General features: G+C 33.5%; 19 protein-coding genes and 1 pseudogene. 8 read left to right on the top strand and 12 right to left on the bottom strand.

Annotated elements, in window-relative coordinates:
- Positions 1-103: 103 nt before the first annotated feature.
- From ACGLWY_RS15475 to recF, 4 genes are all read right to left on the bottom strand, one after another.
- Positions 104-295 carry a cold-shock protein gene (locus ACGLWY_RS15475; RefSeq protein WP_034044451.1) on the bottom strand — a complete coding sequence of 64 codons (192 nt, stop codon included), beginning with the start codon at positions 293-295 and terminating at the stop codon, positions 104-106.
- A 97-nt stretch (positions 296-392) separates the two neighbouring features.
- Positions 393-689 carry a DUF721 domain-containing protein gene (locus tag ACGLWY_RS15480; protein ID WP_394465775.1) on the bottom strand — a complete coding sequence of 99 codons (297 nt, stop codon included), beginning with the start codon at positions 687-689 and terminating at the stop codon, positions 393-395.
- 5 nt (positions 690-694) lie between these two features.
- Positions 695-1,381, bottom strand: coding sequence for a mutarotase (locus ACGLWY_RS15485; RefSeq protein WP_396620575.1), 687 nt, complete (start codon positions 1,379-1,381; stop codon positions 695-697).
- Positions 1,378-2,457: a DNA replication/repair protein RecF gene (gene recF / locus ACGLWY_RS15490; RefSeq protein ID WP_396620576.1), complete on the bottom strand. Its 1,080-nt coding sequence runs from the start codon at positions 2,455-2,457 to the stop codon at positions 1,378-1,380. The genes ACGLWY_RS15485 and recF overlap by 4 nt, the downstream gene beginning before the upstream one ends.
- 140 nt (positions 2,458-2,597) lie before the next feature.
- Here recF and ACGLWY_RS15495 point away from each other — a divergent pair, with 140 nt between their 5' ends.
- The 8 genes from ACGLWY_RS15495 to ACGLWY_RS15530 all read left to right on the top strand — a co-directional run bounded on the left by ACGLWY_RS15495 (position 2,598) and on the right by ACGLWY_RS15530 (position 9,601).
- Positions 2,598-3,368, top strand: a complete 771-nt coding sequence (locus tag ACGLWY_RS15495; protein ID WP_396620577.1) for a YfgM family protein — start codon at positions 2,598-2,600, stop codon at positions 3,366-3,368.
- A gap of 1 nt (position 3,369) precedes the next feature.
- Positions 3,370-3,852: a 6,7-dimethyl-8-ribityllumazine synthase gene (gene ribH / locus ACGLWY_RS15500; RefSeq protein ID WP_396620578.1), complete on the top strand. Its 483-nt coding sequence runs from the start codon at positions 3,370-3,372 to the stop codon at positions 3,850-3,852.
- Between the two features lie 421 nt (positions 3,853-4,273).
- The gene (locus tag ACGLWY_RS15505) at positions 4,274-4,501 is read left to right on the top strand and encodes a hypothetical protein (RefSeq protein WP_396620579.1); all 228 of its coding nucleotides are present in this window, start codon (positions 4,274-4,276) and stop codon (positions 4,499-4,501) included.
- A gap of 17 nt (positions 4,502-4,518) precedes the next feature.
- A complete protein-coding gene (locus tag ACGLWY_RS15510; protein ID WP_396620580.1) occupies positions 4,519-4,806 on the top strand; it encodes a riboflavin synthase subunit beta in 288 nt (95 codons plus the stop codon).
- A 3-nt stretch (positions 4,807-4,809) separates the two neighbouring features.
- Positions 4,810-6,660 carry a DNA mismatch repair endonuclease MutL gene (gene mutL / locus ACGLWY_RS15515; protein WP_396620581.1) on the top strand — a complete coding sequence of 617 codons (1,851 nt, stop codon included), beginning with the start codon at positions 4,810-4,812 and terminating at the stop codon, positions 6,658-6,660.
- Positions 6,661-6,777: 117 nt separating this feature from the next.
- Positions 6,778-7,536, top strand: a complete 759-nt coding sequence (locus ACGLWY_RS15520) for a rhomboid family intramembrane serine protease (RefSeq protein ID WP_396620582.1) — start codon at positions 6,778-6,780, stop codon at positions 7,534-7,536.
- A complete protein-coding gene (locus ACGLWY_RS15525) occupies positions 7,536-8,396 on the top strand; it encodes a rhomboid family intramembrane serine protease (protein WP_396620583.1) in 861 nt (286 codons plus the stop codon). The genes ACGLWY_RS15520 and ACGLWY_RS15525 overlap by 1 nt, the downstream gene beginning before the upstream one ends.
- Positions 8,397-8,575: 179 nt before the next feature.
- A complete protein-coding gene (locus ACGLWY_RS15530; protein WP_396620584.1) occupies positions 8,576-9,601 on the top strand; it encodes an endonuclease/exonuclease/phosphatase family protein in 1,026 nt (341 codons plus the stop codon).
- A gap of 180 nt (positions 9,602-9,781) precedes the next feature.
- On the opposite strand, the gene ACGLWY_RS15535 is transcribed toward ACGLWY_RS15530, so the two are convergent.
- The 8 genes and pseudogenes from ACGLWY_RS15535 to ACGLWY_RS15570 all read right to left on the bottom strand — a co-directional run bounded on the left by ACGLWY_RS15535 (position 9,782) and on the right by ACGLWY_RS15570 (position 15,800).
- Entirely contained in the window at positions 9,782-10,090 is a 309-nt protein-coding gene (locus ACGLWY_RS15535; protein WP_396620585.1) for a DUF6122 family protein, read from the bottom strand.
- Entirely contained in the window at positions 10,090-10,716 is a 627-nt protein-coding gene (locus ACGLWY_RS15540) for a WbqC family protein (RefSeq protein WP_396620586.1), read from the bottom strand. The genes ACGLWY_RS15535 and ACGLWY_RS15540 overlap by 1 nt, the downstream gene beginning before the upstream one ends.
- A gap of 13 nt (positions 10,717-10,729) precedes the next feature.
- Entirely contained in the window at positions 10,730-11,128 is a 399-nt protein-coding gene (locus ACGLWY_RS15545) for an RDD family protein (protein ID WP_396620627.1), read from the bottom strand.
- An 18-nt stretch (positions 11,129-11,146) separates the two neighbouring features.
- Positions 11,147-12,712: pseudogene (lepB, locus tag ACGLWY_RS15550) on the bottom strand (signal peptidase I); the annotation flags it as partial.
- A gap of 62 nt (positions 12,713-12,774) precedes the next feature.
- Positions 12,775-13,479, bottom strand: coding sequence for a 4-hydroxy-tetrahydrodipicolinate reductase (gene dapB, locus ACGLWY_RS15555; RefSeq protein ID WP_396620587.1), 705 nt, complete (start codon positions 13,477-13,479; stop codon positions 12,775-12,777).
- A 38-nt stretch (positions 13,480-13,517) separates the two neighbouring features.
- A complete protein-coding gene (locus ACGLWY_RS15560; protein WP_396620588.1) occupies positions 13,518-14,132 on the bottom strand; it encodes a DUF5683 domain-containing protein in 615 nt (204 codons plus the stop codon).
- Positions 14,122-15,033 (bottom strand): ParB/RepB/Spo0J family partition protein, encoded by a 912-nt coding sequence (locus tag ACGLWY_RS15565; protein ID WP_396620589.1) that lies wholly within the window; start codon positions 15,031-15,033, stop codon positions 14,122-14,124. Before ACGLWY_RS15565 ends, ACGLWY_RS15560 begins: the two co-directional genes overlap by 11 nt.
- 2 nt (positions 15,034-15,035) lie before the next feature.
- Positions 15,036-15,800 (bottom strand): ParA family protein, encoded by a 765-nt coding sequence (locus ACGLWY_RS15570; RefSeq protein ID WP_396620590.1) that lies wholly within the window; start codon positions 15,798-15,800, stop codon positions 15,036-15,038.
- Positions 15,801-15,919: the final 119 nt, after the last annotated feature.

Below are 15,919 nucleotides of genomic sequence, written 5' to 3' on the forward strand. Positions count from 1 at the left end.
TACCCTATATATTTCAATTAATTTATTTTTGAGGTGAAATCCAACAAAAAAGTCTATCAAATTGATTGATAGACTTTTAATTGTAATTGTTAAAGTATATGTATTAGATTACTTTTACGTTTACGGCGTTTAATCCTTTTCTACCTTCTTGTAGATCGAATTCTACGGCATCACCTTCACGAATTTCATCGATAAGTCCTGAAATGTGTACGAAATGTTCTTTGTTGTTGTCATCTTCAGTGATGAATCCAAAACCTTTAGAATCATTGAAGAATTTTACGGTACCTTTACTCATTATGTTTATTTATAAAAATTAAAGGAACAAAGGTAGTATAATTTTTTGTAAGCCGATGCTTTTTATCGGTTTTTTTATTTTATATGTAATCGTCTAATTATCTTAAAATCAATTTTTTAATAATTTCCTTCCCCAATTCTTCATTAAGCATCTTGATAATTTTTTCTTTACCATAACTTAATTCTTCTCTTAAAACACTCGAACTAAGTTGTATGTAAAGGGTGTCCCGTTCTAAATTTACAGCTGTGGTGTAGTTGTTAACGCCATTGCCCATAAGGTTTGCCCAAGCATCAGCTACATTTACTTTATTTAGACCTTTTTCCAATTTATTGGTCTCAACAAATTCTTTAAGGGCATCGGATATACTTATATGTTCGTTGTTGCGTTTTGCCATTTGTTTTAATTTTTAATGCTGAATTCGGATAGCTTTTCTACAAATTTAGCTCTTTGATACCAATCATTATAAACTAATTCTACAGTTTCAACACTAAATGTTCCAAAATTTTGTTCTCTATATTTTTTTACAACTTCTAAGAAATTATTTTTCTGGTGAAACTTTTCTTTAAAGCGAACTACTGTAGCGTGTGCTGTTTGAATAGTATAGCGTTGATCGATACTTTGCTGTAAGTTTGAGTTTTTAAATTTTTCTCTTAAATTGTTTCTCAACTCGTTTAGTATATCATTATTCATAAAACCCTGAATCATTAAACATGATGTTGATGCAGTGATACCTTTAAATTCAATTTCTATATTTGATATGTTAGCTAAACTCTTCTTAATTAATTCTACATACTTAGATGTTTGAATAGATTCTAATTTGAAACCGTTATAACATGATATTATAGACATGATGGTTATATGGATATCCGAATTATCGTAATAATATTGATTTGGTTCTATTTCTTTAAGTTCATTTAGAAACTTTTGAATATTATTTTTGACTTCTAAGGAAGGTCTAATTAAAAGTGTAATTCCAAATCGGTTATCTAAAGGTGAATCTATTAAATCGTCTAATTGATAATCATCGGATAAAATACTTTTAACAGATTGCGCGTAAAGATTGTTGTAATGCTCTGCAAGATTCATAATTTAAAAATCTCATAACTTTGGTGTACTTGTTTCACAACATGCTCCGTTCGTTCGGCATGTGTGTCGCTTATAAATAGTTGCCCGAAATTTTCATTATCAACTAATTTAATAATTTGTGCCACACGATTTTCATCTAATTTATCAAAAATATCGTCAAGCAATAAAATGGGGTTTATGTTACTGTGTGTTTTTATAAAATCGAACTGAGCCAATTTTAAAGCTATTAAAAACGATTTTTGCTGTCCTTGGCTTCCGAACTTTTTAATAGGATGGCTTTCGATATTAAAATGCAAATCGTCTTTATGGATGCCAACACTTGTATATTGTAAGGCTTTGTCTTTGTTAATGTTTTTTTGCAGAAGCGTATTTAGGTTGTCTTCAAATAAATCGCTGTGATAGTTTAATTCAACCACTTCGTTGCCGTTGCTTATGGCCTCGTAACGCGCTTTAAAAATGGGGATGAATGTTTTTAGAAAAGTGTCGCGTTTTTCAAAAATCACGACACCAAAATCGTTTAATTGGTTGTTGTAAACGTCTAAGGTGTCTTTGTTAAAGGTGTGGTTTAATGCAAAATACTTTAGTAGTGCGTTGCGTTGTGCCAGTATTTTATTGTAACTTATTAAATTGCTTAAGTAGTTTTTGTCACTTTGTGAAATGACGCTATCAATGAACTTCCGACGGGTTTCGCTGCCTTCAATAATTAAATCCCTATCGGCTGGTGAAATAATAACTAAGGGTAAAAAACCTATATGCTCACTAAACTTTTCATAGGGTTTGCCATTGCGTTTAATCACTTTGGTTTGTCCGCGTTTTAGGCTAATAACTATTTTTTCGATTTTTTTGTCTTTTTCGTAATCGCCATGAATCACAAAAAAGTCTTCATCATGCTTTATATTTTGAGTAGCAACTGGGTTAAAATAACTTTTTCCAAAGGATAAATGATAAATAGCATCTAGAATATTTGTTTTTCCCATACCATTATTGCCAACAATACAATTAATCTTGTCGTTGAAAATGAACGATTTACTATCGAAATTCTTGTAATTTAGTAATGAAAGTGATTTTAAAATCATAAAAAAGTTAACTTAAACGGTACACGGAAGACGCAACTCTTTAAAAGGATGTGCAAATTATTGAAAAATATCAAATAAATACCCTTTTAGTTATGAAGAAAAATTATATTTTTGCGGCGCACTAATTTTAGACTAGATACATGGCAACTTATAATAAAAGAGGATACAAACCTAAAACAAAAGAAGAAAAGGCAGAAGAAGTAGAACAACATTCTACGACTGCCGAAGTTTTTAATACACTTGATGAAACGGCATCAAAAACTGAAGCTTTTGTAGAAAAGAATCAAAAGTATATTTTTATTATTATAGGTGTTGTTGCTGCAGTAGTGTTAGGATATTTAGGTTATAACGAATTTATTGCAAAACCGAAGCAGGCAACAGCAATGAACGATATGTTTCAAGCGCAAAAATATTTTAACGAGGCTGTAAATGGTACTGCAAAAGATTCACTTTATACTTTAGCTTTAAAAGGTGGTGAAGGAAAATTTGGTATGCTGGATATTATTGAGGAACACAGTGGTACGCCATCTGCCAACTTAGCTAACTATTATGCGGGAACGGCTTATTTGCATCTAAAGGATTATAAAAAAGCCATAGAGCATTTAAGTAATTTTAAAAGTGATGACGAAATATTAGCGCCTTTAGCTAAAGGAAATATTGGCGATGCGTTTGCACAGTTAAACCAATCTGAAGATGCTTTGGATTATTATGAGCAAGCTGCAGAATTACGTAATAATGAATACACAACACCTATGTATTTATATAAAGCTGGTGTTATTGCTTTAGAGTTAGGTAAAGCCGACAAGGCACTTACTTATTTTAACAGAATAAAAGAAGCGTTTCCAAGCTCATCTGAAGCTGGAACCATCGATGTGTTTATTGGTAAAGCTCAAGTATTGGCAAATAAATAATATGGCTACGGCAAATAAAAATTTATCCGACTACGATAAAACAACAATCCCAAATGCGAGCAAGTTTCGGTTTGGGATTGTTGTTTCAGAATGGAACGATACGATTACCGAAGGTTTGTTCCAAGGTGCTTATGATGCGCTTATTGAAAATGGTGCATTGCCAAGTAATATTATCCGTTGGGACGTTCCTGGAAGTTTCGAACTTATTTACGGCAGTAAAAAAATGCAGCAACAAATGGTTAATGCTGTTATTGCCATTGGTTGCGTTATTCAAGGTGAAACAAAGCATTTCGATTTTGTTTGTGAAGGTGTAACACAGGGTATTAAAGACCTAAACGTATTACACGAAACCCCTGTAATTTTCTGTGTACTTACCGATAATACCATACAACAATCTATTGATCGCTCAGGTGGAAAACACGGTAACAAAGGGACGGAAGCCGCCATTGCCGCCATTAAAATGGCTGAGTTACGGAAAAAATAGTTTTATTTCTGAGTTACAAAGTTTCAAAGCTTCAGAGTTTCAAAGTTGCAAAGCTTCAAAGTTTCAGAGATTGAGAGTTTCAAAGGTTGGGAGTTTCTGAGTTACAGAGTTTAAAAGTTTATGAGTTTAAAGTTTTAAAAGTTTATGAGATTTGACTTTGTAACTTTGCGTCTTTGCCACTTTACAACTTTACAACTTTACAACTTTACAACTTTATAACTTTTCCACTTTGCATCTTTGTCACTTTGCGTCTTTGTAGCTTTACCACTTTACAACTTTGCACCTCTGTAACCATATAGCCTCATAACCATATAACCTCATAACCTCACAACTTCTAAACTGTTAACATTTTTTAGCAATTCTATTCTTAGTTTCTGCCTATTTTTAAGTATTTTTGAGGGATAAGAACGTATTCACTTTGTTGAAACAACGCAAACATAAAGCCTTTGATTACGAATCTCCTTTTTCAAAAGAGAAGAGATTAGATAACGACTTAGAAGATTCTAAGAAGATAGATTTTGTTTCTAAATGGAAACGGAATAGCAAAAGAAGCCGAAAAGCAAAAGGTGCTATGCCAATGCGAACACTCATCATAGTTTTGGTATTATTATTGATTTGCATGTATTTGTTAGAGAAAAAATATATGTAACCAAAAACTTAGAGATTATGGGAATTTTAAAACTGAGAAAAAATAAAAAATTTAGTTATACACCACGTTATTTTGATGATAAAGGTGAAGGGAACCCATTTGAAATTAAACATAAATTTGACGAACATAGAAAAACCGTTGGCGGTAATATAGGTTTTAAAGCAAAACTGAATAACGCCTTAGATGATTTAAGAAATAATCCAGATAAACAAGTCGATAAGCGTATTTTAATTATTGTTGCTGTACTGGTTTTTATATTTTTAGCCATCATCGAATTCGATTTATCCATCTTCTTTTCCAAATAATACATGGCAGACATTATACAGCTATTACCAGATCATGTAGCAAATCAAATAGCTGCTGGGGAAGTTGTACAACGTCCCGCTTCGGTAGTTAAAGAATTATTAGAGAATGCTATTGATGCCAATGCGACAGTTATAAAACTCATTATAAAAGACGCTGGTAAAACCCTAGTTCAAGTTATTGATAACGGTAAAGGGATGAGTACCACCGACGCCCGATTGAGTTTCGAGCGTCATGCTACTTCCAAGATTCGTACTGCCGACGATTTATTTCATTTACACACAAAAGGGTTTCGTGGTGAAGCCTTGGCAAGTATTGCGGCTATTGCACATGTAGAATTAAAAACCAAACAAGAACAAGATGAGGTTGGTAATAGCATTGTTATAGAAGGCAGTAGCATTGTGTCCCAAGAAGTTGTGGTGACACCAAAAGGGACCTCAATTTCCGTAAAGAATCTTTTTTTTAATATTCCGGCGCGACGTAATTTTTTAAAGTCGAATGCGGTAGAACAGCGTCATGTTATTGACGAATTTCATCGTGTTGCTTTGGCGCATCCTAATATTAGTTTTGCTTTATATAACAACGGAAGCGAAACATTTAATTTGCCAATTAGTAATTACAGACAGCGTATTGTTAATATCTTCGGGAACAAAACGAATGAAAAATTAGTACCCGTTGAAGAAGAAACCGAGGTTTTAAAAATCTCGGGTTTTGTTGGAAAACCAGAGTATGCAAAGAAAACCAGGGGCGAGCAGTATTTTTTTGTAAATGATAGGTTTATAAAAAGCCCTTATTTAAACCACGCCATCTCATCGGCGTTCGATGGGTTGCTAAAAAGTGGTAACCATCCCAGTTATTTTTTAAACTTGACGGTAGATCCGCAAACTATTGATATCAATATCCATCCTACAAAAACAGAGATTAAGTTTGATGATGAGCATACGCTTTATGCTTTATTGCGTTCGGCGGTAAAACACAGTTTGGGACAGTTTAATATTGCACCCGTGCTTGATTTTGAACGTGATGCCAGCTTAGATACGCCTTATCATTTTAACAATAAAGAAACAAGTACGCCAGTTATTGAAGTAGACAGAAGTTTTAATCCGTTCAAGGAAAGTTATGCATCTGGAAAGCAAGCAACAGCTTTTAAAAAGCAAACCCCAAGCCATTGGGAAAGTTTGTATGTAGGCTTGGAGTCTAAAGGCACCAAAACCGACCACGATTTTAGCGAAGTACATTTTGAAAGCGAAGAAACGACCATGTCGGCATTTAATGACGAGAATAAAATTGAGCAGACAAAAACCACCTATCAACTTCATAATAAATACATAGTAAGTACCATAAAATCGGGCATGTTGGTTATCGACCAGCATCGGGCACACCAACGTATTCTGTATGAAGATTTTCTTAAGAATTTGACTATCAAAGAAGGAGTGAGTCAACAATTATTATTTCCGTTGGAGTTGCATTTTTCTTCACAGGAGATTCAAATTATCAGTCAATTAAAAGAAGACTTAGAACATACAGGTTTTGTGTTTTCAAGCGTTACTAATGAAACTATTGAAATCACAGGTGTTCCTGTATCGGTTCCGGAAAGTGAAGTGTCCATTATTTTAGAACAATTAATTGGTGATGTTGAAAACGAAGTGCCCGATACTCATTTTAGCGCGACCGATTTATTGGCAAAATCAATGGCAAAAAGTTTAGCGATTAAAAGAGGACAATCGCTACAAAAAGATGAACAAGAGCATTTGGTAAATAAATTGTTTGCATGTAAAGAACCCAATGTGTCACCTACTAACCGAACAACATTTATAACGATGAGTGTTGACGAGTTAGACAAAAAATTTATATAAAACTAAAACAAAGAAGCAGGTAATTATTGTCACCTTGAGCCTTTCGACTACGCTTAAGATAAACTAAAGTCGAAAGGTTTTTTAATTACTTTTTACTTTATAAGAAAGATTAAAACTATGATGCGAATTTCAGAAACCGTTAAGCATTTAATAATCATAAATGTGATTATGTTTGTCGGTACGTTAACCATTGGTGGTGGCGTATTGTTTTATGATTGGTTCGCGATGCATTTTCCAAAAAACGAATCGTTTCAGTATTGGCAAATAATTACACACATGTTTATGCATGGTGGTGGGATGCATTTATTCTTTAATATGTTTGCTTTATGGATGTTTGGTTCACCCGTAGAACATGTTTTAGGTTCCAAGCGTTTTTTGTTTATTTATTTTTCTGCCGGCTTAGGGGCTGTTGCGTTGCAGGTTGGATATTATTACTTTAAATTTTATAGTGGAATGTCTTTATTAGATAGTGCAGGGTTTAATCATATGGAAACTTTAGAGACATTGAAATCTGGTTTTAATATATATGATAAACGTTGGGAATCTATATTGTCTCAAGAACAACTTGGAAGTTTTGTTAGTATATTTAATAGTACTATGGTTGGAGCTTCAGGATGTTTAATGGGTATCATGGCTGCTTTTGGTATGATGAATCCTAATGCAGAATTGATGCTTATCTTTTTACCCATTCCTATAAAGGCTAAATATTTTATACCTGGAATTATACTTATAGATTTAATTTCTGGTATTAGGGGACAGTCAATTTTTGGATATGGAAATGTTGCACACTTTGCACACGTTGGGGGAGCACTCACTGGGTTTATCATTATGTGGTATTGGAAAAAAAATCAGTTTAATAAAAACCGTTGGTATTAATGAGTTTGACTAACGACATAAAGTATAAACTATCTCATCTTAATGTTTTAGAAAAAATTATAGCTGTTAATCTGGTTGTATATATTCTAACATTTTTTTTTAAGCTAAATTGGTTTGAATTACCGAGTAGTTTAGGCAGTTTTATAGTAAAACCTTGGTCACTTATAACGTATGCTTTTGTGCATTATGACTTTTGGCATATTCTTTTTAATATGCTTTGGCTGTATGTTATTGGGCGTATGTTTCTAAACTTGTTCAGCGCTAAAATGGCTTTAAATATTTACTTTCTTGGAGCCATGTCTGGAGGTTTGCTGTTTATGCTATGCTACACCTTGCTTCCAAGCGTGTTTGGTGCTAATTCTAATTTAGTAGGGGCATCGGCAGCGGTAAGGGCATTGCTGATTTTCCTGTGTGCTTATATGCCCAATCAAGAGCTGCGTTTTTTTGTTTTTAATATTAAACTTTGGTATGTTGGCTTAGCCATTGTGATTTTAGATGTCTTTGGTGTTTTTACAGGAATAAGTAATCCCGAAATAGGTAATGCCGGTGGGAATTTAGCACATTTAGGTGGTGCGTTATTGGGTTATTTTTATGCAAAGCAATTATTAAAAGGCGACGATATAGGGAAAGGATTTGAGCGTTTTATGGATTTTGTTGCCAATATGTTTAAAACTTCAAAAAAAGGACCATTAAAAACAGTTCATAAGAATAAAAGTAAAGTTGGGGGATATACTAAAGCCGATTTTAATGAGTTTAATACTCAAAAGAAAATAGATGTTATTTTAGATAAGATAAGCAAAAGCGGTTATGATAGTTTAACAGCGGAAGAAAAAGAGTTTTTATTTAGGTCAGGGAAGTAACAGTTAAAAGACAGGAGATAGTGCTATATGTTAAAAGCAAGAGATAAATGATAGGTTTAAGAGCTTATTGTGATAAAAAATGATGAGTGCTTTAGGATTGATTTTGGAAACAATTTAAAATAATATTTTTATTTGGACAATAGCTGTCGGTCATCAGCCAGCCGTCATTAAAAATGAATATGAAAAAACTTAAAGGTATAAACAAAATCATCTACGTTATCAATGTATTGGTCGCTGTTGTTCTATTACTAGCTTATGCCTTACCTTTTTTACCTCCAAAGGCGTTTTCTGTATGGTCTGTACTTAGCTTAGGAGTGCCTTTCTTAATTTTATGTAACGTATTGTTTTTTTTATATTGGTTGCTTAGAATTAGAAAGCAGCTTATTATATCGTTAGTGGTGCTTTTAGTAGGGCAAATAGTGTTTGGATCGTTATATAGGTTCTCATCTTCAAAAAAGGTAGAAAGTCCCAATAACATAAAAGTTATGAATTATAACGTGAGGTTATTTAATTTGTATGAATGGATTCCCGAAAAAAATATTGATACCAAAATAGTCGATTTTATAAAAACTGAAGCTCCCGATGTCTTGTGTATTCAAGATTATCGACCAAGTTCACAAGTTGATTTGACCTTTTTTAAACATAAATTTGAAAAAATTTCGGGAAAAAAAATCCATACCGGGCAAATTATTTTATCTAAGTTTCCAATAATAAATTCAGGCTCTTTAGAATTTCCAAATACGAATAATAATGCCATTTTTGTTGACATCGTTAAAGGAGAAGATACCATTCGGGTTTACAATATTCATCTGCAATCCTTAAAAATCGATACCGATGTAGAAAAACTGAAACAAGAAAGTACATCGCGCATTTTTAAGCAAGTTGAAAATACCTTTAAAAGACAACAATTTCAATCTGAAATATTTTTAGAACATAAAAAACAATGCCACTATAAGATGATTATTTGTGGCGACTTTAATAATACAGCCTATTCGTATGTGTATAGAAAAATTAAAGGTGATTTGAATGATACTTTTAAAGAGGCAGGTAATGGGTTTGGACGCACTTACGAGTTTAAATTCTTTCCAGTACGTATTGATTATATTTTTTCAGATAAAGCCTTTACGGTAAATGGATTTAAGGCGTACAATGAACATTATTCCGATCATTATCCCATTATGGCTACTTTGAGTTTGGAGGAGTAGTTTTAGTCTCAGTGGCAGTCTCAGTCGCAGTTGCAGTTGCAGTCACAGTCGCAGTTTTGTTCAGAAATCAAAAATCGTTACTCGTTACTCTTTAATACCAATACTTTGATTCTTTACAATTCTACAATTCTGCATCTTTGAAACTTTGTAGCTTTGAGACTTTGCAACTTCTAAAAAAAATTACATCAACGTACAATCTACTGTATCAGCAAAAATATGTATGACCAAACCCAAGCCAATCAGTCTTGTTTTCTTCGGAATTAAAAGCAATAGATAGACACCAATGGCATAGTAGGAGTGTAGTGGGTGGAAGCCAATACTGCATCTATTTGGGTCGAAAATTGGGTTTGCCAATAAATGGTCTAAATCTATCAGCATTCCTAATATCATGATGAGGTAGGCAAATTTCCAATTCGATTTATAAAAAACCAAAGCCACCACTAACGGAATTAAAAAATGACAACCGTAATGCGCTACTGTTTGTAACATTATTGGGGGGTTATAGTTTGAGATTCTAAATAATTTAGAGCGTTCGGACCTTCATTAAATAGCAAATCCAAAATACTTAAGTTTGGAATGAAGCCATGTTTGTCACTAAAGACTTGGGTGTAACTATCAAATGCCTGTGGTTGTTCTTTTTTAGCGTTTACCAAGTACCTGAAATCACTTGTGTTTTCAATGGTTTTCTGATAAACTTCCGATTTTGAAGTCTGCAAATCCAATTGCAAACAATCACAAATCACCTCAAAGCATTTCAAATTATAATCTAAAATATAATCCGTTTTTAAGTTGAATAAGGGGTGTAGTTCATCTTCATAAAACTCAAAAAAAGGAGAAGTTCTATAGGCCGAAAGTAAAGATTTCCAATGTAAATCTTGCCATTTGGTTTCATTGAAAATTTTAACATCCCGATATTTCTGCCTGTTTTTTTGGGTATGAATAACAGGAATATTTAAAGCAAGCTTACCGTTTGCACCATAAATATAAGTGCGGTTTCGGTAAGTTTGCTTTAAAAAATTATCATCAACTTCAAACATTACATCTTTAGCATTTGCTATGGCAACAAAATGTGCGATGTTAGGAAAGTATGTTAGATGAATTAAAATACTTTGCATTTAAATTTTACTCTTATTTTTCAATTACTACTGATTTTGCAGCAAAGTCATGAATTGCTTTTTTCTTTTCATTTCCAGTTATTGTCAAAAGAGATATCCATCCAAGAGTTGCTTTAAGGATAAACCTTATAAAAGCATTTGGAAAGGAAATGTATTTATCAAATTCACCATCTTTTCTCACACCTATTTTGGAGAGAGAATGTCCAATAGTTCCACCATTAAAAGCTGTAAATAATGGATCGTACAGTAAAAATATTGCCACAGAAACAACAATCTTTACAGTATTTGGGATTGAGCCAAAGAGTGTAAAAATTTCACTATTTAAGTACATTGCTCCAATTATAATTATTGAATCAATGAAAGCGGCTTTAATTCTGTTTGCTACAGATGCATAAACCTTATCAGTTTCCAATGTTTTAACGTCTTGGTTTGCTCTTTTTTTCTGTATCCATTTATTTAATATTATATACAAAGCAAGTAAAATCAAAAAAGGAATCAAAAAAGAAGATGATTTCCCACTACCGCTAACGGTTGTAAAGAAACGTTCCCAGCGTGGTTTTTTGCCATCCCAACTCATCCAAATAAATACGGGTTTCCCAACGACGTGATCAAAAGGCACAAAGCCCCAAGAACGTGCATCAATAGAATTGTGTCGGTTATCACCCATCATCCAATAATAATTTTGTTTAAAGGTATAAGTAGTTGCTACTTCACCATTTATTAAAATTTGGTTGCCTTTTACTTGCAGTGTATTGCCTTCGTATTCTGTAATAACACGTTTGTAAAGTGGTAATACTTTTAGGTTTATATCTATTGTTTTTCCGGCTTCAGGAATGTATAGTGGGCCAAAAAAGTCTATGTTCCAGTTGTAATTTGGGTCGTGCGGAAAAATATTTGGGTCTCTAACGCCTTTTTCTTGCTTATTAGGTGTTATGCTTAAAACATTAGGATTATTTTTAAATTTAGCTAAAGCTTCATCGGAAATAGCAGAAAAATAATAGGTATTTTGATTGTTTATAATGCCAAATCCATCGGTAATATCGTAGCGTTCTTTTAAGAAAACAGGATTAAATTGTGACGTTTTTGGTTGTACATGATAGCTGAATTGCAAATGGGCCCTGTCTGGCAACTCATTTTTCTTTCCGTTAATATAAACAAAGCCGTTGCGAACTTCTAAAGAATCACCCGCAACACCAACACAGCGTTTTACTAAATTGGTTTTTTTATCTATAGGTTTGTAATAGTTTCTGTCTGGATGAAAATCGTTCATATCCAACAGAGTATCTGCAGGTTGGTTAAAAACGACAATATCATTTCGTTCTATATCTTCAAAACCTGGAATTCTAAGGTAAGGTAATTGTAGTTTGTTTTTCCAAGAATCGCTCCCTTTATGGTCATCAAACAAATACGATTTCTTTTTTAATAGAGGAATGGTATCGTGTACCATAGGGGCGCCCACAGTTGTCATGGGCACTCTGGCACCATAATGAAACTTGCTTACAAAAAGAAAGTCGCCAACTAATAACGATTTTTCTAAAGATGAAGACGGAATGGTAAACGGTTGAATAAAATATGTGTGTACAATGGTTGCAGCTACAATGGCAAATAAAATAGAGCTTACCCAATCGCCTGCACCAGATTTAGGATGCAAGCTTCTGTCCTCTATGTATTTAACATCTGTAGCGTAATTCAAATAATAGTTGTAAAAACCTAAAGTGATTACTGCTAAAAAGGTATCTAAATTGCTGTTTTTTCCAAAGCTTCTAGCGGTTTCTACCCAAACTACAGCAAGCATAATAAGGTTTACTATAGGTAAAAATAAAAGGATAACCCACCACCACGGACGATTAATAATTTTCATTAAAACAACCGCATTATACACAGGTACAAAAGCTTCCCATGGGTGTCTTCCTGCTTTAATGTATAATTTCCAAGTACCTAAACCATGTATTACTTGAATAATTAAGATGAAAATAAACCATTGTATCAATGTCATAATCGTGTTTTTTATTTTTTAGTAGCTAAACTTACTTATGTTGTTACGTGTTTTTGAATCTATTAACCAATATTTAACACATCATTCATGGTAAAAACACCTGTTTTTCCTGCAAGCCATTCAGCAGCAACGACAGCACCTAAGGCAAATCCTTGTCTGGTATGTGCCACGTGTTCTATGGTAATGGTATCTACGTCGCTTACGTAATTTACAGTGTGTGTGCCCGGAACGTCTTCAATACGTTTTGCAATAATAGGAATGGTTCTATCTGCAGTTTCGTCTAATTTCCACGCATCAAAATTGGCATTGTTTGCAATAATGTCATTAGCCAAAGAAATAGCTGTTCCGCTAGGGGCATCCAATTTTTGTGTGTGATGAATTTCTTCCATAGACACATTATACTGTTTTAGAGTGCTCATCATTTTTGCCAGTGTCTTATTAAGCTCGAAAAAGATGTTAACCCCTAAGCTATAATTTGAAGCATAAATAAAAGCACCTTTCTTCTCTTTACATAAAGCAACCGCCTTATCGTAATTATCTAACCAACCAGTAGTTCCGGAAATTACAGGAACACCGCTATTTAAACAATTTGAAATGTTATTAAAAGCCACGGTTGGAATACTAAAATCTATAGCAACATCGGCTTTTGTTATATCGTAACCTTCATCATCTTTATCAACGGTTAAAACAATGGTATGTCCGCGTTTAATGGCAATTTGCTCAATGGTTTTTCCCATTTTCCCATATCCAAGTAAAGCTATTTTCATTTATTTATAGTTTTAATTTGTCAAATGCCCATTATGGGCTAAAATTTAAAATTTAAAGTTAATCCGAGATTGCTTGTTGCATCAATCTCATTGATTTTAAAATGTGGTGCCAAAGATAGATTTTCATCTACATTATATTGCATTAAATGTGCATCTACATTGGCATCAATAATGTTTAAGGCATAAATGCCAAGTGTTACCAAAAGTGAAATTTCTTTGTTCTTTCGGTAAAACTTTTGGCCTCGTTCTAAACCTTCGGTTGTAACTCGTGGAGTGGTTAGTGGGTTGCCTTGAGGATCAAAATAAAACTCATCGGTTTTTAAACCTGCCAGTCTGCTTTTGTAGGCATCCCGGTATCGATTGTATTCTTTATTGTTGGTTGTGTAAAAATAAATACCAGTGGCTAATCCACCATAAACGAAGGGGATTTTCCAATATCTTTTGTTGTAGGCTTGTCCCAGACCGGGTAAAACTGCCGAATAAAAAGCAGCTTTTGCGGGAGAAAGCGGATTATAGGAACTTTTAATTTCTATAATAGAGTCAACAGTAATAGCTGCAGGTAGCTCTTTTTTTTTCTTGTTTTTTTCTTGTGCTGATAGAAAGCAGCAAAATAATAGTGAGAATACGCTAGCTATAAAGAGTTTATTTGGCACCTTCAACTAATTTTTTAATACGATTAAAATCTTCTTCAGAATGAAACGGAATCGTAATTTTTCCTTTTCCATTCTTAGAGACTTTAACGTCTATTTTATGTCCAAAGTATTCTGAAATGGCTTTAATTCCCTCTTTAATATGTTTAGGGGTTTCTTCGCTTTCTTCTTTTTTAGGTGCTACTTTTACTTCTTGTGTGGTACTGTAATTGCGAACCAGATTTTCTGTATCCCGTACCGACAGTTCGTTTGAAAGTACTTTTTCGTAAATATCTAACTGGGTGGTTGGGTCTTCAACTGTAATTAAAGCACGGCCATGTCCCATAGAAATAAACCCATCACGCATCCCTGTTTGAATAATTGGATCTAATTTCAAAAGACGCAAGTAGTTGGTAATGGTAGAACGTTTTTTTCCAACACGCTCACTCATTTGTTCTTGTGTTAAGTTGATTTCATCAATTAAACGTTGGTAGGATAAGGCAATTTCAATAGGATCTAAATCTTGACGTTGAATGTTTTCAACCAAAGCCATTTCTAACGATTCTTGATCGTTTGCAATACGTATGTATGCAGGAATGGTTTCTAAACCTATTAATTTTGAGGCTCTAAAACGACGTTCACCAGATACCAACTGGTATTGGTTAAAACCTAGTTTTCTAACGGTAATAGGCTGAATGATGCCTAATTCTTTTATAGATGATGCTAATTCACGCAGCGATTCTTCGCTAAAATTGGTACGCGGTTGAAAGGGGTTAACTTCAATAAAGGCAATATCTAACTCAATAATATTACCAACAACTTTATCTGCATTTTTATCTTGTGCCGATTGTATGTCGTTACTTGGATCTTTTAAAAGTGCCGATAAACCTCTTCCTAAAGCTTGTTTTTTAATTGCCTTAGCCATAATTAAGCGTTTTTATTGATAATTTCTTTTGCTAAACTTAAGTAATTGCTAGCGCCTTTACTAGCGGCATCGTAATTAATAATGCTTTCCCCAAAACTTGGCGCTTCACTTAATTTTACATTGCGTTGTATGATGGTTTGAAATACCATATCGTTAAAGTGTTTTTGAACCTCTTCTACGACTTGGTTAGACAGTCTTAAGCGCGAATCATACATGGTTAGTAGTAAGCCTTCTATATCCAATTCGGGGTTGTGTATTTTTTGAACACTTTTAATGGTGTTTAAAAGCTTTCCTAAACCTTCAAGTGCAAAATATTCACACTGAATAGGTATTATTACAGCATCAGCAGCTGTTAAAGCGTTTAGGGTTAATAAGCCTAAAGATGGCGCACAATCAATTAAAATATAATCGTAATCGTCTTTGATTTCTTGTAACGCTTTTTTTAGCATGTACTCTCTAGCCTCTTTATCAACGAGTTCTATTTCGATAGCCACTAAGTCGATATGCGCTGGGATAATGTCTAAATTAGGTGTTTCAGTTTTTAAAATGGCATCTCTTGCAGAACTAGAATGTTCTAAAAGTTGGTAGGTGCCTATTTCTATAGATTCTACATCAAGTCCTATTCCAGAAGTTGCATTTGCTTGAGGGTCAGCATCAATAAGTAATACTTTTTTTTCCAGAACGCCTAGTGAAGCGGCTAAATTTATGGATGTTGTTGTTTTACCAACGCCTCCTTTTTGATTTGCAATTGCAATGATTTTACCCATTAAATGATTTGGTTTTATGAACGGTAAAAATACAATTATTTATGAGTAATAAAAACCCAAATTATAAGAGACTGTTTAAATTTTGTTTTTGGAATATTTTATAGTGTATTTTATCGTCA

The organism is Mariniflexile sp. HMF6888 (genome assembly GCF_044335535.1).
In the GTDB taxonomy this organism is placed as follows: Bacteria; Bacteroidota; Bacteroidia; order Flavobacteriales; family Flavobacteriaceae; genus Mariniflexile.

Coding starts and splice junctions, on each gene's coding strand:
- ACGLWY_RS15530 (WP_396620584.1), top strand. CDS start 8,576: ATGAAAAAACTTAAAGGTATAAACAAAATCATCTACGTTATCAATGTA.
- ACGLWY_RS15525 (WP_396620583.1), top strand. CDS start 7,536: ATGAGTTTGACTAACGACATAAAGTATAAACTATCTCATCTTAATGTT.
- ACGLWY_RS15520 (WP_396620582.1), top strand. CDS start 6,778: ATGATGCGAATTTCAGAAACCGTTAAGCATTTAATAATCATAAATGTG.
- dapB (WP_396620587.1), bottom strand. CDS start 13,479: ATGAAAATAGCTTTACTTGGATATGGGAAAATGGGAAAAACCATTGAG.
- ACGLWY_RS15565 (WP_396620589.1), bottom strand. CDS start 15,033: ATGGCTAAGGCAATTAAAAAACAAGCTTTAGGAAGAGGTTTATCGGCA.
- ACGLWY_RS15510 (WP_396620580.1), top strand. CDS start 4,519: ATGGGAATTTTAAAACTGAGAAAAAATAAAAAATTTAGTTATACACCA.
- ACGLWY_RS15480 (WP_394465775.1), bottom strand. CDS start 689: ATGGCAAAACGCAACAACGAACATATAAGTATATCCGATGCCCTTAAA.
- ACGLWY_RS15475 (WP_034044451.1), bottom strand. CDS start 295: ATGAGTAAAGGTACCGTAAAATTCTTCAATGATTCTAAAGGTTTTGGA.
- ACGLWY_RS15535 (WP_396620585.1), bottom strand. CDS start 10,090: ATGTTACAAACAGTAGCGCATTACGGTTGTCATTTTTTAATTCCGTTA.
- mutL (WP_396620581.1), top strand. CDS start 4,810: ATGGCAGACATTATACAGCTATTACCAGATCATGTAGCAAATCAAATA.
- ACGLWY_RS15495 (WP_396620577.1), top strand. CDS start 2,598: ATGGCAACTTATAATAAAAGAGGATACAAACCTAAAACAAAAGAAGAA.
- ACGLWY_RS15570 (WP_396620590.1), bottom strand. CDS start 15,800: ATGGGTAAAATCATTGCAATTGCAAATCAAAAAGGAGGCGTTGGTAAA.
- ACGLWY_RS15540 (WP_396620586.1), bottom strand. CDS start 10,716: ATGCAAAGTATTTTAATTCATCTAACATACTTTCCTAACATCGCACAT.
- recF (WP_396620576.1), bottom strand. CDS start 2,457: ATGATTTTAAAATCACTTTCATTACTAAATTACAAGAATTTCGATAGT.
- ribH (WP_396620578.1), top strand. CDS start 3,370: ATGGCTACGGCAAATAAAAATTTATCCGACTACGATAAAACAACAATC.
- ACGLWY_RS15485 (WP_396620575.1), bottom strand. CDS start 1,381: ATGAATCTTGCAGAGCATTACAACAATCTTTACGCGCAATCTGTTAAA.